A 13,422-nucleotide genomic window follows, 5' to 3' on the forward strand; every position below is an offset into this window, starting at 1 on the left:
TCGAGCACGATATCGCGGAGCAAGATTTCTTTATTCGAGGGCTGCCAGGCTCCCATGTGGAAATGGTTTGGAATTGACGAAAAGAATGGCTCTATGGCCTCACGAATAATAAGGGATACCATTGAGGCCAGCCTGATCCGCTGCCATGACGAAACCGTTGGCAGCAAGGCCAGAAAATATCTGCCATGGTGGGCATGATGGCGACTGTGAATTTGCTTGACTGTTGCTTGACTGAACGGGGTCAATATTACCACAAGCACAGAAAACAATATAATAATCAAATGATTGTAGAATTCCGGTTGTTTGACGGGTGTTTGATGGGGTGCGCCATCCTGCCTCACGGAGCCGCGCCATGACCTTTACCCCCAAATTCACCATCACCAACTGCACGACCCAGACGATCACCTTTATCGAGCGGGAGCGAGCTGTGACACCGATTTCCAGCTTCGCGCCCAGCCACCTTCGTGTGCAAAATCACCGGGAGGTGGAATGACCTACCAGCCGCCCTACACCATTACCCCTGAGATCCTGAACCGAGTCGCCACGATCAGCGAGACTATCGGGCGTCTAACCGTGCTCACCGACCAGGCCAAGGCGCTGCGGCTGCGGCGCATAAATCGTATTCGCACCATCCACGGCTCGCTGGCCATTGAGGGTAATACCCTGAGTGAGGTACAAATCACTGCTATTCTCGACGGCAAGCAGGTGATCGCCCCGCCCCGCGAGGTGCAGGAGGTGATAAACGCTCTGGCCGCCTACGACCGGTTCGACAGCTGGAAGCCCGAGGCGGAAAACGACCTGCTGGAGGCGCACCGAATATTGATGTCCGGCCTGATCGATGAGGCGGGACTGTATCGGCACGGTGGCGTGGGGGTGATGGCGGGCCAACAGGTGATTCACATGGCTCCGCCCGCCGACCGGGTGCCGCAGCTGATGGCCGACCTGTCCGGCTGGCTGGCCGTCACCGATGTGCATCCGCTCATCGCCAGCTCGGTCTTTCACTACGAGTTCGAATTGATCCACCCCTTTGCCGATGGCAACGGCCGCATGGGGCGGCTGTGGCAGAGCCTAATTCTGGCCCGATGGAACCCCCTGTTCGCCGACATCCCGGTGGAAAGCCTGATCTTTGAGCACCAGGCCGAGTACTACCAGGCCCTGCAGGAAAGCACCCGCCAGACCGACTCCGCGCCCTTCATCGCCTTCATGCTGCGGATGATCCTGGATACGGTGACCACCACCGCCCCCCAAGTCAGCCCTCAAGTCGCCCCCCAAGTCGTCGAGCTGCTGGCAGCAATACAGGGCGAGATGGGCCGCGAGGCACTGCAAGCCGTCCTGGGCCTTTCGGACCGCAAATCCTTCCGCGAGCGCTACCTAAAACCGGCACTGGCCGACGGCCTGATCGAGATGACCATCCCCGACAAGCCCAAAAGCCGCCTGCAGAAATACTGCCTGACCGACAAGGGGCGCCAGTTGCTGGCCCATCGCGGCAATGGATAACTTGCGACAAATCATGACACGGATCGTGCCATGCGGCCTTCACGTGGACAGAACAGGGGGAAAAGGATGAACAAGAGCAAGATTCCGAATGGTCACGGGAAAAAGGAGTTATCCCTCATCCGTTCCTCGGCGGCAGAATATTTGACCTTTGTCGCGGCCAGTGGCAAGGGCGGTGTGGAGGCGGTTTACGCCGATGAAAACATCTGGCTGACCCAGAAAATGATGGCCACGCTCTATGATGTGGATGTGAGAACCATCAACTATCACCTAAAAAAGATCTTCAGCGACAGTGAGTTGCAGGAAGATTCAGTTATCCGAAATTTTCGGATAACTGCCGCCGATGACAAAAGCTACAACACCAAACACTACAACCTCGCCGCCATCATCGCCGTCGGCTACAAGGTCAACTCAGAACGCGCCGTTCAGTTCCGCAAGTGGGCGACCACGATTATTCAGGAGTTCACCATTAAGGGCTACACGATGGATGACGAGCGCCTGAAAAGTGGCGGCTCCATCCTCACCGATCAGTATTTTGAAGAGCAAGTGCAGCGCATTCGGGAGATCCGCCTCTCCGAGCGCAAGTTCTACCAGAAAATCACCGACATCTACGCGACCTCTGTTGACTATGATGTGACCGCCCAGGCCACTAAACGATTTTTCTCCACCGTACAGAACAAACTGCACTGGGCCATCCACGGCCAGACGGCGGCGGAAGTCATCTACAACCGTGCCAATGCCGAAAAAGAGAACATGGGCTTGACCACCTGGAAGGATGCACCGAGAGGGAAAATACAGAAATTCGATGTCAGCGTTGCCAAGAACTACCTGACCGAACATGAAATGGCGCAACTGGAACGGCTGGTTGCGGCCTACCTGGATGTCGCGGAGGATATGGCACTCCGTAAGATCCCTATGACCATGCAAGACTGGGAAACCCGCCTGAACCGCTTCATCGAGGCGACCGATCGTGAGATTTTGCAGGACGCGGGAAAAGTGACGACGGAGATTGCCAAGGCCCATGCCGAAAGCGAGTTCGAGAAATACCGCATTGTGCAGGACCGACTGTTTGAGAGCGACTTCGACCGAATGGTGAAGCAGATCGAATCGGCTGGAGACGATAAGCTGGATGAAGAGTAACGCAGCCGAGGTTAGGGGGTGACTTGGGGGTGAACTCTCGACAAACTCACGACACAGCTTGCGACACGAGCTGTGACAGAGCATTGTCAAAAGCTGTGGCAGCTTTGAACTGAGTTTAGGGGCGAAACAAAGGAGGTTTTTGAAAAACATTATATGAAGCAGATGGAAGCGTTTACCGGAAAGTGGCAAATCGTCGAGATGGAGGTGTGGGACCAGGATTATGTGGACATGGAGGTGCCGGGATACATCCGCATCGGCTCGGATGGAACCGGACAGTTTCAGTTCGGCCTGGTATCCGGGGATATCGATGGGAGGGCGGAACCATGCGGCGATACACCACGTTTTGAATTCTCCTGGTCCGGGCAGGATGAGAACGATCCGACCTGCGGCCGGGGTTGGGCCGTGATCGAAAATAGCGAGCTGAAAGGCCGCATCTACCTGCATCTGGCTGACGACTCGGACTTTCGGGCCATTAAGAGCATATAGCGGGTTACATGAAAAAAACGAACAAGAAGAAACCGACCTGGGGCGACCTCAAACGCCAGCTTGGCGATCTCGACCATCCGGCGCTGCTTGGCCTGATTCAGGATCTCTACGCCGCTAGCAAGAATAATCAGGCATTCCTCCATGCCCGCTTCGCACTGGGCGAGGACGTGCTCGAACCGTACAAGGCGACCATCGACCGCTGGGTTTGCCCGGATCTGATGCGCAATCAGGATATCTCAATCGCCAAGGCCAAGAAGGCGATTTCCGATTACAAAAAGGCCATCGGGCGTCCGGAGGGACTGGCGGAGCTGACGGTGTTCTATTGCGAATCCTGCATGAATCTGCTTAGTTACTGCGGCATGGATGACGAGGGCTATTTCAACGCCCTGGTTCGCATGTTCGAGCAGGCGTTGAAGGCGATTGTGGCGCTTGAGCCAGGCCAGCACGACGCCTTTATTGGAAGGCTTGAGCGGGTCCAAAGCGAAGGGCACAACTGGGGCTGGGGTGTTGGCGAAGATATGGACGATCTGATGGCGGAGTATGGATTTGCCGACGATTGACAAAGGGCTGAATGCACAAGATGAATTGCGGCGGCTACGCGAGGAGAACGCCCGCCTCAAGGCGCTGCTGATCCGGCACGGCATCCCTTGGGAAGAACCAATCACCCCTGAACCCGTTCCCGCGCCACTGGAACCCGCTTCAGTCCCAACCCACTTCACTACAGACGACAAGATTGCCCTGTTCCGCCGTCTGTTTCGGGGGCGCGAGGATGTCTACCCCCAGCGCTGGGAATCGGCCAAGGGGACCTCGGGCTATTCACCGGCCTGCGGCAACGAGTGGAAGCCCGGCGTCTGCCACAAGCCGACGATCAAATGCGGCGACTGCAACCAGCGCCTGCTGCTGCCGGTGACCGATCAGGTGATCTACGGCCATCTGGCCGGCAAACAGACCATCGGCGTCTATCCGCTGCTGACCGATGACAGCTGCTATTTCCTGGCGGCGGATTTCGATAAAGCCGACTGGCGCGAGGATGCCAAGGCCTTCATGGAGTCCTGCCAGGAACTGGCGATACCGGCGGCGCTGGAAATCTCCCGTTCCGGCAATGGCGCGCACATCTGGATCTTCTTTGCCGATCCGGTTCCCGCCCGTGAGGCCAGGCAGCTCGGGGCCGCGCTGATCAGCCACACCTGCGACCGCACCCGGCAATTGTCCCTGGGCAGCTATGACCGTCTGTTCCCCAACCAGGACACCCTGCCCAAGGGAGGGTTCGGCAACCTGATCGCGCTGCCCTTGCAGAAGCAGCCCCGTGACCTGGGGCGCAGCGTGTTCGTCGATGAACACCTGGATCCTTATCCCGATCAATGGGCTTTTCTCGCGTCGATCCAGCCGTTCTCAAAAAGAGAGCTGGAAGACGCCATCCTGCGGGCCAGCGGCGGTCGACATCCCCTGGATGTGGTCTTCATTGTGGAAGAAGAGGACAACAAGCCTTGGCAGCGCCCGACGCCTGCTCCTACCCGGATAGCCGGCCCCTTGCCAGAATCCCTGACTCTGGTGCTGGCCAATCAGATTTTCATCGCCAAAGCTGACCTACCCCAGTCTTTGGCCAATCGCCTGATCCGGCTGGCGGCCTTCCAGAACCCGGAATTCTACAAGGCCCAGGCCATGCGTCTGCCGGTGTGGAACAAGCCGCGCATCATCGGCTGTGCCGAGAACTTCCCCCAGCATATCGGCGTTCCCCGAGGCTGTCTTGATGCCGTGCTGGACCTGTTGCAGGGCAATGGCATCCGCCCAGAACTACTGGATGAGCGCCTGCCGGGACGGAAAGTGACTGCCAAGTTCACCGGTACCCTGCGCAAGGACCAGAAGGCAGCGGTACGGGAGATGTTCAAGCATGAAGTCGGCGTTCTTTGCGCTCCAACCGCTTTCGGCAAAACCGTCACCGCCGCCGCCCTGATCGCCCGGCGCAAGGTGAGCACGCTGGTGCTGGTGCACCGCACCGAGCTGCAGCGCCAGTGGCAGGAGCGGTTAACCAGTTTCCTGGAGATGCCGAAGGGTGGGCTGGGTATCATCGGCGGCGGCAGGAAGAAACCGTCCGGCAAGATCGATATCGCCGTGATGCAGTCGCTGTCACGCCAGGAGGATCTGGGCGAGCTGCTCGACGGATACGGGCAGATCATCGTCGATGAGTGCCATCATCTCTCGGCCTTTTCCTTCGAGGCGATCCTCAAGCAGGCAAAGGCCAGATATGTGGTCGGTCTGACGGCTACGCCGGTACGCCGCGACGGCCACCAGCCGATCATTTTCATGCAGTGCGGGCCGATCCGCCACAGCGCCGCCAGACCCGAGACATCTCCATCTCAACTGGAGGTGTGGCCAAAATATCTGCCTGCTCCGGCAATTCCGCCGGATTCACCGATTCAGGACGTCTTCCGTATTCTCGCCAACGATGCCACACGCAACCGGCGCATTGCCGGGGATGTGCTGGCCGCCTATCAGGAGGGCCGCAAGGTGCTGGTACTCACTGAACGGACGGATCATCTGCCGTTGCTGCAGCGGGCGCTGGGCGATGAGGTCGAGCACTGCTTTGTCCTGCATGGCCGCTTGGCGAAGACGCAACGGACGGCGGTGCTCGCCGAACTGGATGCGCTGGATGAATCCGCCCCGCGAGTTCTCCTAGCCACCGGCCGCCTGATTGGCGAGGGCTTCGACCACCCGCCGCTCGATACGCTGGTTTTGGCCATGCCTATTTCGTGGAAAGGGACGTTGCAGCAATATGCCGGTCGTCTGCACCGGGAACATGCCGACAAGCAGGATGTGCGCATCTACAATTATGCCGAGACGGATCAACCCCAACTCGCCCGCATGTGGGACAAACGGCAACGCGGTTACCGGGCCATGGGTTACCAGATCCAGCCATTGGAGCCGCTGATCTTAGGGAACTAATGGAATAGTATGTAGATGGCGGTCAAAACCCGACATAATTGGCGAACAGTGGTAACAGGACGAAATAGCCAGATGGGGTACGAGTAGCACCAAGCGGTCGGATGGTGGCGCAGTTTCACCCAACAACAGCCAAACTGCGCCAGTCTTTGGCGCAGTTCTGAAAACTGCGCCACAATGGCGCCGCAGTCAACGGCGCGCCGTTTACCTGGCCGACATTTCGCTCCCCTGCATGCTTCCCATCGCACGCTTCTCATCTATAATCCGCCAACCGCGTGGCGCGTCCGGTGTTCGCCGCGATAGGCCAAAGGCTGCCGGACAACCCAATAACACGCCGTGGAAGCACAGACCGGTTCGGCACCGTTACACCATCGATTGTTCACAGGAGTTTTATGATTACCGCATTTCTCGCCGTCGCCTTCGGACTGGCACTGCTGGTCTGGAGCGCCGACCGGTTTGTCGACGGCTCGGCCGCCGCCGCGCGCCATTTCGGCATGCCGCCGCTGCTGATCGGCATGGTGATTGTCGGCTTCGGCACCTCGGCACCGGAGATGGTGGTCTCCGCCATCTCCGCCTCCCAGGGCAATCCGGGCATCGCCCTCGGCAACGCCTACGGCTCCAACATCACCAATATTGCCCTGATCCTCGGGCTGACGGCATTGCTCAGCCCCATCGCCGTGCACTCGCGGATTCTGCGCCAGGAGCTGCCGATCCTCACCGCGGTCACGGCCCTGGCGGCCTGGCAGATCCGCGACGGGGCGATCAGCTATCTCGATGCCGTGATGTTGCTGCTGGTGTTTGGCGTACTGATGAGCTGGAGCATCTGGCAAGGCATGCGGAAAAAGGGCGACACCCTGGGCAGCGAGATGGAGCAGGAACTGGTGATCCACGCCATGCCGCTACGCCGGGCGATCTTCTGGCTTGCCGTCGGCCTGGTATTACTGATCATCAGCTCGCGCATCCTGGTCTGGGGGGCGGTGGAGATTGCCCAGGGCTTCGGCGTCAGCGATCTGATCATCGGCCTGACCGTCGTTGCCGTCGGCACCTCGCTGCCGGAGCTGGCCTCGTCGATCATCGCCATACGCAAGGGCGAGCACGACATCGCCTTCGGCAACGTGCTCGGCTCCAACCTGTTCAACACCCTGGCGGTGGTGGGTATCGCCGGGACCATCCATCCGATGGCGGTGGGACCCGAGGTATTCTCCCGTGACATGCTGGTCATGGCCGCACTGACCCTCTCCCTGTTCGTCGTCGGCTATGGTTTCCGCGGCCCCGGCCGCATCAACCGGTTCGAGGGGGCGGCCCTGCTGGCCTGCTATGTCGCCTACACCGGCTATCTGGTGGGCAGCGTGTTCGGTCAATGAAGCCTGCCAGTGGAGACTGAAATCCGCGCCGATCTGTGGTAGGATCGCGCCCCTTCAGTTACCCAGAGCAGTCTGCAGGATCGAAAATCAGTTCGCGAACACGGGATCACGTCGCCGACACCAGCCATTGTTGCATGGTTCGTTGCCCAACCCCCTACCCGCCGATTTAACACCAGCCGATACGCCAGTCCCCTTTGACGACCTCGGGTCGTTGCAACCGTCGCCTGCGCCCTACCGCGTGGCCTGAGCGACGATGCCCACAGCATGGACAGGGCGCTGCTCGGGATTCCGTCATTCGTTGTAATGGAAGTGTTTTATGGTGGTATCGTTCAAAAACAGCTGGCTCGGCAATATCCGTGGTGATCTGTTGGCCGGTACCGTGGTGGCCCTGGCGCTGATCCCGGAGGCGATCGCCTTCTCCATCATCGCCGGGGTCGATCCCAAGGTGGGGCTGTACGCCTCCTTCTGCATCGCCGTGGTAATCGCCTTTGTCGGCGGACGGCCCGGCATGATCTCCGCCGCCACCGGCGCCATGGCGCTGCTCATGGTGACCCTGGTCAGGGAGCACGGGCTGGAGTACCTGCTGGCGGCCACCCTGCTGACCGGCCTGCTGCAGATCGTTGCCGGCTATCTGCGGCTGGGTTCGTTGATGCGCTTTGTCTCGCGCTCGGTGGTGACCGGTTTCGTCAACGCCCTGGCGATCTTGATCTTCATGGCCCAGCTGCCGGAGCTGACCGGTGTCTCCTGGCATGTCTATGCCATGACCGCGGGCGTGGTGCTGCTGTAGCTGGTGGTGTTTCTGGGCGACTGGGTAGCGCGCATTCCGATGGCCGCCCTGGTGGCGGTGATGATCATGGTCGCGTTCGGCACCTTCAGCTGGGAATCGCTGCGCATCCTGAAAAAACACCCCCCGAGCACCAATATCGTCATGACCAGCACCGTGGTGGTGGTGACCACCCACAATCTGGCCTATGGCGTGTTCGTCGGCGTCCTGCCGGCGGCGCTGTTCTTCGCCAACAAGGTGGCCCGGTTCAAACACGTGCATTCAGAGATCAACGAAGATGGTACGCTACGCACCTACCGGGTGGTGGGCTAGGTGTTCTTCGCCACCGCCGAGAAGTTTGTCGAGTTCTTCGACTTCAAGGAAGTGGTGGACAAGGTGGTGATCGACCTGTATCAGGCGCACTTCTGGGACATCACGGCGGTGGCGGCGCTGGACAAGGTGGTTATCAAGTTCCGCCGCGAGGGCACACAAGTCGAACTGGTTGGACTCAACGAGGCCAGTGCCACGATTGTCGATCGTTTTGCCGTGCATGACGATCCGGATGCCGTGGCAAAACTGATGGGCCACTGATGGAGGAGAATAAAAAATGACCCAAGTGATCGCCTGTATCGACGGTACCGAGGTATCCCCCGCTGTCTGTGACTACGCCGTCTGGGCCAGCCTGCGGCTGGGCGCCCCGCTGGAATTTTTACACGTGCTGGATAAGTCCGAGTACCCGACCGAGAGCAATCTCAGCGGCAACATCGGACTGGGCAGCCGCGAGGCCCTGCTGGATGAGCTGGCCACCCTGGACGAGCGGCGCGGCAAGCTGGCCCTGGAGCAGGGAAAACTGATGCTGGAGGCGGCCAGGCAGCGCGCCATGGACCAGGGCATCGACAACCCCACCCGATGGCAGCGCCACGGCGACCTGGTGGAGACCCTCACCGAGCTGGAAGCGAACATCCGCCTGCTGGTGCTGGGAAAGCATGAGGATCACCTGGGCCGGCACATCGGCAGCCGCCTGGAGAATGTGGTGCGCACCCTGCACCGCCCGATCCTCATCACCAGCGCCGCCTTCAAGGCACCGCGACGGGTGATGCTCGCCTTCGACGGCAGCGCCACCACGCGCAAAGGGGTGGAGATGATCGCCACCAGCCCGCTGCTGCGGAACCTCCCCTGTCACCTGGTGATGGTCGGCGCGGCCAGTGATGAACACCGCACGCAACTCGATTGGGCGCAAGCGACCCTGGAGCGTGCCGGGTTCGAGACCACCGCCAGCCTGGTTGATGGCGAGGTGGAACGGGTGCTGTGCGGCTACCGGGCGGATCACGAGATCGACCTGCTGATCATGGGAGCCTACGGCCACTCGGTGATCCGCCGCTTCCTGGTAGGCAGCACCACCACCAGCGTGATCCGCAACGCCTCCGTGCCGGTGCTACTGCTGCGCTAGCACGCTCACCCGTTAAAGGATGTTGACGGATAACTACTCACGTGGTGATTGGCCTGCCTTGTTGGCCGATCTTGGTGGCGCCTCTAATCCGGCCCCTTTTTCAGATTCAAGCCTGCCCTTGTTTGAGCGAAGCGAGTTTGGGCAGGCGCTGAAAAAGGGGCCGGATTCGAGGAAACAAGCCATCGTGTGAGGCCGGCAAGGCAGGCCAATCACTTACAAACCGGGTGAGTAGTTACGTTACGGTTATATTCGCATTCATTTGCGTTTATTAGCGGCCAAGATGTTTCCTGATGATGGTTGGGTTTTCCAGGTTGAAGCCGGGCCAGGCTTACCGTTTCTCGGTCCGGGCCAGCAGTTCGGCGAACTGCGCCGCGGCACAGTAGGGGCTCTGTGCCAGCGCACCCTGAAAAGTACGCCGTGGCAGCTTGGCACCATCCGCTCCGTCGGGCACCGGCATCGCGGCCACCGGACTGGGCGCGGCCAGCGGCCATTCGGCTGGTTCGGTATCGGCAAACAGCTCCGCCTCGCCGGCATGGTGGCTGACCGCCCACTCGCTGGCCGCGCGCCGAATGAATGCACCGGCCGCCCCCTTCTCCAGGGTCTGCAGCCGGGCCAGCGTCTGCTGTTGCCAATCGGCATCCTGCGCCGCCGTGTCGGCATCTCCGGCGCCCTGAGCGGTCTGCCCTAGTTCGATACCGAACGGCTGATTCATCTCCCGCAGATAGTCGCTGAACGACTCCGAACCCCGCCGCTGATTCTCCAGCAACCGGAGCAGGCGCTCCGCAATCACCCGGATACAGCGGCTGGCCAGACACTCCGGTTTGCCGAGCATGACCGGCTGCTGCTTTGTTACCGACGCCGGCACCTGTCGATCCTGCAGCACGTAGCCCAGGTAGCCCACCGGCAGTTGCAGATACTTCTCGGCGGCCTGCTTGAAACGCTTGAAGGCGCTCCTGGCCACGTGCAGATCGGAGGCCATATTGACCACGACATAGACGATCCCGCCGAAGCCAATCCGCTTGGCCATCTTCAGGAACGAAAAGGCATCCGTCAGCGAGGTGGGTTCCGGGGTGATGACCAGTACCGGACAGGCGGCCGCCAGGAAGAAACCGAGCTGACTGCTGCCGACACCGGCCGCCGAATCCACCAGCAGGAGATCATTATGCCGTTCGATATCCCGCAGGCCACTCAGCAGGCGCTCCTGTTGTTGCGTATCCAGCTCCAGAAATTCAGCGATGCCACTGGCCGCGGGGACGATCTGCAGATACTCGGAAACCGGCAGCAGGATTTCATCGAGGCGTCTTTGCCCACTGATATATTCACGCAGTGTCTGTAGTGGATTGATTCCAAAGAGAATATTGATATTGGCCAGATTGGTGTCCGCATCGAACAGACAGACCCGCCGTTTCATCTGTCCCAGCGCAATGCCGAGATTGGCGGAGAGGGTGCTTTTGCCGACGCCGCCTTTTCCGCTGGCGATCACAACCATTCTGTTAACTGGTTCACAGTTTTGACTTTTCACCCCTGCCGAATCGCCAAAGGTGTTGTGAATGGTTGCGTTGGGCGTTTCCATTTGTCCAAATATTGTACAGAATTCCTTTTTATCTCATTGACTTATAGTTGATATTTGGTGCAGGATGTTACGTCATGAAGGACGCCTCACCGGTCATTATCGAAAATCTAAGTCTGGGCAGACTCCCCTCTGTCCCGCAGGTGTTGCTCAGATTAATCGAAGCCTGCCATCAAGTCGACGTCAGTTTTCATGATCTGGCGGAGATAATCCAACAGGATATCGGGCTGACCGCCAAGATCACCGCCGTCTGCAACTCCCCCGCCTATGCCCAGTGGAATGAAGACAGGGACTTCAACCATCTGTTGGTGGTGCTGGGGCTGAACAACATCAAAACCATCGCCATCAATGCCGCAGTACATCAGTTCTTCTCGCAGTTCAACGTCCAGACCGGACAAGGGCTCGGCATCATCTGGTACAAGTCGCTCTGGTGCGCCCATGCGGCCAGGGCCCTGGCCACGCTGACCAGCTACGAGTTTCCGGACGAGGCCTACCTGGCCGGCCTGCTGCACAAACTCGGCCAGCTGGTATTCCTCAACAACCAGCCAGACCGTTATGGCGATCTGCTGCTCAAGACCCCGGACGACCTTGCCCTGATCGAGCTTGAACGTGAGCTGTTCGGCACCGCCTACCACGAGGTGAGTGCGCTGGTAGTGGGTGAATGGGAGCTGGAGTCATTCCTCAGTGACGCCCTGCTCTATCAGAATGAACCGGCCGAGCGGCTGCTAGAGGCGCCACGACTGGTGCGCCTGACCAACTTCATTCACAAACTGAGTGATCCGGGCATTGATCTCAATAGCCTCTATTCGGAGGCCGATTTGCTGTTTGGCCTGACCCCCTCGGTTGTCGCCAATCTGAAAAAGGATATCGAACAGCAGGTGCAGAAGGCGGCCGATGGCCTCGGCATCCGGCTTGAAAAGGATGCCGCCGGCGCTATTGCCGTCCAGGTGGAGACCGAGGAGGTCCGCCTTGAGCTGGCACGCCGGGTACGCGAGTTTGCCCTGCTGGGCGGCGTCAATCTCGACCCGGGCAGTGAAACGGAGCTGCGGGAGTTCCTGGACTCGGTACTCGCGGAACTGGATATCCTGTTCGGCATGGATCGCAGCATCCTGTTTCTTGCCGATGCCGATAACGGCCACCTGCGGGGAATCGTTGGCCGTGCCGTGAGTAATACTCGGCTAGCCGAATTCAATATACCGATCGTGGCGGGCCGCAGTCGTGTCGCCCAGGCACTGATCGAGGGGACGGTCCAGGGGCCGATCCTGCCGCTGGAGTCGGCCCCGGCTTCCCTGGTCGACCAGCAACTCGCCCGGACACTGGAAAGCGACTGCCTGCTCTGCGTTCCGCTGATCAGCGGAACCAGCCGCATCGGGGTAATCGCAGTCGGTCTGCGCGCCGCGGAACAGGAGCGTCAGGCACAAAACCTGAACTTCCTGCCGATGTTCGCGGCCACCGCCGCCCAGGGTATCCACACACACCGCGGCCTGGCGAGAAGAACCGAGGAGTTGCTTGAGAATACCCGCCAGTGGCATCAGCGTGAGGCAAGAAGCATTGTCCACGAAATCAACAATCCGCTAGGCATCATCAACAACTATCTGCACGTGCTCTCGGCCAAGTTCAGTGAAGATGCATCGATTTCCGACCACCTGAAGATCATCAAAGAGGAGATCCAACGGGTCGGCGACATCACCTTGCGTCTGCGCGACATCGGCGATCCACAGCACATCGCCTCGTTCTCGGTGGATATCAACGAGATAATCCGTGACCTGATGGAGATCTTCCAGGCCTCCTATCTCAAGTCAATCGGCATCACCGAGCATCTGGACCTGGAGAAAAAGCTACCGGCCATCCAGATCAGCCGGGCAAGTCTCAAGCAGGTGATCACCAACCTGGTCAAGAATGCCGTCGAGGCGATGCCCGATGGCGGGGATCTGTGGATCCAGACACGCGATCGTATCAACATCGGGGGGCGTGAATACGTCGAATTGAGCATCGCCGACAACGGTCCCGGGATTCCCCCGGAGATCATGGGAAGGCTGTTCACCCCGGTCGACAGCACGAAAGGCAACAACCACTCAGGTTTAGGATTAACCATTGTAAACAACCTCATTAATGAGCTGAAAGGGAGTATTAGCTGTAGGGGTCGCTCGGGAGGTGGAACAGAAATGCTCATCCACCTGCCTCGTCGCTTAGGGGACGAATAATAAGGGGAAGG

Annotated in this window: 10 protein-coding genes and 1 pseudogene; 10 read left to right on the forward strand and 1 reads right to left on the reverse strand. The window is 59.5% G+C overall.

What is annotated here, in order from left to right; all coding sequences use genetic code 11:
- Window positions 1–352 precede the first annotated feature (352 nt).
- The 9 genes and pseudogenes from NPX02_RS05710 to NPX02_RS05750 all read left to right on the forward strand — a co-directional run bounded on the left by NPX02_RS05710 (window position 353) and on the right by NPX02_RS05750 (window position 9,637).
- Window positions 353–493 (forward strand): hypothetical protein, encoded by a 141-nt coding sequence (locus NPX02_RS05710; protein WP_260292483.1) that lies wholly within the window; start codon window positions 353–355, stop codon window positions 491–493.
- Entirely contained in the window at window positions 490–1,497 is a 1,008-nt protein-coding gene (locus tag NPX02_RS05715; protein ID WP_260292484.1) for a Fic family protein, read from the forward strand. The genes NPX02_RS05710 and NPX02_RS05715 overlap by 4 nt, the downstream gene beginning before the upstream one ends.
- A 66-nt stretch (window positions 1,498–1,563) precedes the next feature.
- Window positions 1,564–2,634, forward strand: a complete 1,071-nt coding sequence (locus NPX02_RS05720) for a virulence RhuM family protein (RefSeq protein ID WP_260292485.1) — start codon at window positions 1,564–1,566, stop codon at window positions 2,632–2,634.
- 153 nt (window positions 2,635–2,787) lie between these two features.
- Complete coding sequence (locus NPX02_RS05725) at window positions 2,788–3,120, forward strand: hypothetical protein (protein WP_260292486.1); 333 nt, start codon at window positions 2,788–2,790, stop codon at window positions 3,118–3,120.
- Window positions 3,121–3,128: 8 nt separating this feature from the next.
- Window positions 3,129–3,680: a hypothetical protein gene (locus NPX02_RS05730; protein ID WP_260292487.1), complete on the forward strand. Its 552-nt coding sequence runs from the start codon at window positions 3,129–3,131 to the stop codon at window positions 3,678–3,680.
- The gene (locus NPX02_RS05735) at window positions 3,667–6,063 is read left to right on the forward strand and encodes a TOTE conflict system archaeo-eukaryotic primase domain-containing protein (protein ID WP_260292488.1); all 2,397 of its coding nucleotides are present in this window, start codon (window positions 3,667–3,669) and stop codon (window positions 6,061–6,063) included. Before NPX02_RS05730 ends, NPX02_RS05735 begins: the two co-directional genes overlap by 14 nt.
- A 389-nt stretch (window positions 6,064–6,452) precedes the next feature.
- Complete coding sequence (locus tag NPX02_RS05740) at window positions 6,453–7,424, forward strand: calcium/sodium antiporter (protein ID WP_260292489.1); 972 nt, start codon at window positions 6,453–6,455, stop codon at window positions 7,422–7,424.
- Between the two features lie 316 nt (window positions 7,425–7,740).
- Window positions 7,741–8,778: pseudogene (locus NPX02_RS05745) on the forward strand (SulP family inorganic anion transporter).
- Between the two features lie 16 nt (window positions 8,779–8,794).
- Window positions 8,795–9,637, forward strand: a complete 843-nt coding sequence (locus NPX02_RS05750) for a universal stress protein (protein ID WP_260292490.1) — start codon at window positions 8,795–8,797, stop codon at window positions 9,635–9,637.
- A 328-nt stretch (window positions 9,638–9,965) separates the two neighbouring features.
- On the opposite strand, the gene NPX02_RS05755 is transcribed toward NPX02_RS05750, so the two are convergent.
- Complete coding sequence (locus NPX02_RS05755) at window positions 9,966–11,126, reverse strand: P-loop NTPase (RefSeq protein WP_260292491.1); 1,161 nt, start codon at window positions 11,124–11,126, stop codon at window positions 9,966–9,968.
- Window positions 11,127–11,284: 158 nt separating this feature from the next.
- Here NPX02_RS05755 and NPX02_RS05760 point away from each other — a divergent pair, with 158 nt between their 5' ends.
- Window positions 11,285–13,411, forward strand: a complete 2,127-nt coding sequence (locus NPX02_RS05760; protein ID WP_260292492.1) for an HDOD domain-containing protein — start codon at window positions 11,285–11,287, stop codon at window positions 13,409–13,411.
- Window positions 13,412–13,422: the final 11 nt, after the last annotated feature.

Source organism: Sedimenticola hydrogenitrophicus (assembly GCF_025175675.1).
In the GTDB taxonomy this organism is placed as follows: Bacteria; Pseudomonadota; Gammaproteobacteria; order Chromatiales; family Chromatiaceae; genus Sedimenticola; species Sedimenticola hydrogenitrophicus.

What these genes read in the sequence shown, in the direction of transcription:
- NPX02_RS05710 (WP_260292483.1), top strand. Translation starts at nt 353, where the DNA reads ATGACCTTTACCCCCAAATTCACCATCACCAACTGCACGACCCAGACG.
- NPX02_RS05715 (WP_260292484.1), top strand. Translation starts at nt 490, where the DNA reads ATGACCTACCAGCCGCCCTACACCATTACCCCTGAGATCCTGAACCGA.
- NPX02_RS05720 (WP_260292485.1), top strand. Translation starts at nt 1,564, where the DNA reads ATGAACAAGAGCAAGATTCCGAATGGTCACGGGAAAAAGGAGTTATCC.
- NPX02_RS05725 (WP_260292486.1), top strand. Translation starts at nt 2,788, where the DNA reads ATGAAGCAGATGGAAGCGTTTACCGGAAAGTGGCAAATCGTCGAGATG.
- NPX02_RS05730 (WP_260292487.1), top strand. Translation starts at nt 3,129, where the DNA reads ATGAAAAAAACGAACAAGAAGAAACCGACCTGGGGCGACCTCAAACGC.
- NPX02_RS05740 (WP_260292489.1), top strand. Translation starts at nt 6,453, where the DNA reads ATGATTACCGCATTTCTCGCCGTCGCCTTCGGACTGGCACTGCTGGTC.
- NPX02_RS05750 (WP_260292490.1), top strand. Translation starts at nt 8,795, where the DNA reads ATGACCCAAGTGATCGCCTGTATCGACGGTACCGAGGTATCCCCCGCT.
- NPX02_RS05755 (WP_260292491.1), bottom strand. Translation starts at nt 11,126, where the DNA reads ATGGTTGTGATCGCCAGCGGAAAAGGCGGCGTCGGCAAAAGCACCCTC.
- NPX02_RS05760 (WP_260292492.1), top strand. Translation starts at nt 11,285, where the DNA reads ATGAAGGACGCCTCACCGGTCATTATCGAAAATCTAAGTCTGGGCAGA.